This window comes from Pseudomonas sp. Sample_24, assembly GCF_004307605.1.
In the GTDB taxonomy this organism is placed as follows: Bacteria; Pseudomonadota; Gammaproteobacteria; order Pseudomonadales; family Pseudomonadaceae; genus Aquipseudomonas.
In genome coordinates this window covers 1-947 of the sequence record NZ_RCNW01000442.1, presented here as the reverse complement: position 1 = coordinate 947, position 947 = coordinate 1, and the positions used below count along the sequence as shown (strand labels likewise).

At 59.9% G+C, this 947-nt stretch carries 2 protein-coding genes; both read left to right on the top strand.

From position 1 onward, the window contains the following. Window positions 1-336 (top strand): IMP dehydrogenase (locus D8V06_RS25925; RefSeq protein WP_177434493.1); only part of this gene is annotated, 336 nt, incomplete at its 5' end. Between the two features lie 99 nt (window positions 337-435). Further along, window positions 436-947: glutamine-hydrolyzing GMP synthase (gene guaA, locus D8V06_RS25920; RefSeq protein WP_130932079.1), on the top strand; the 512-nt coding region annotated here is incomplete at its 3' end.

Sequence of the window (947 nt, the reverse complement as noted above, 5' to 3'; positions counted from 1 at the left end):
CGTTCGTACAAGGCTTATCGCGGCATGGGTTCGCTGGGCGCCATGTCCCAGGCTCAAGGTTCCTCCGACCGTTACTTCCAGGACTCCTCGGCAGGCGCCGAGAAACTGGTTCCGGAAGGCATCGAAGGGCGTGTCCCGTACAAGGGCAGCCTGAGCGCCATCATCCACCAACTGATGGGCGGCCTGCGTTCCTCTATGGGTTATACCGGCAGTGCCGACATCGAAGAAATGCGCACCAAGCCTGAGTTCGTGCGGATCACCGGCGCTGGCATGGCCGAGTCCCACGTTCACGACGTGCAGATCACCAAAGAAGCGCCAAACTACCGCGTAGGTTGAGCCTTCAAGCAACAAGTTAAGCAACCGGGGCTGTTTTATTCAGCCCCGAGTTGTTTCTGAATCACGACTGTTTCTGAATGACTTAGACGAGACTGAATCATGGCCCTCGATATTCACGCTCACCGTATCCTGATCCTCGACTTCGGTTCCCAGTACACCCAACTGATCGCCCGTCGCGTGCGTGAAATCGGTGTGTACTGCGAACTGCATCCGTTCGACATGGACGAGGATGCGATCCGCGAATTCGCACCTAAAGGCGTCATCCTCGCTGGCGGCCCCGAGTCGGTCCACGAAGCCAACAGCCCTCGCTGCCCGCAAGCCGTGTTCGACCTGGGCGTGCCGGTCTTCGGTATCTGCTACGGCATGCAGACCATGGCCGAGCAACTGGGCGGCAAGGTTGAAGGTTCCGAGCTGCGTGAGTTCGGTTATGCCCGTGTCGACGTGGTGGGCAAGAGCCGCCTGCTCGACGGCATCGAAGACCACATCGACGCCGATGGCCTGTTCGGCCTCGACGTGTGGATGAGCCACGGTGACAAGGTCACCAGAATGCCGGAAGACTTCCACATCCTGGCCAGCACCCCGAGCTGCCCGATCGCCGGCATGTTCAGCGA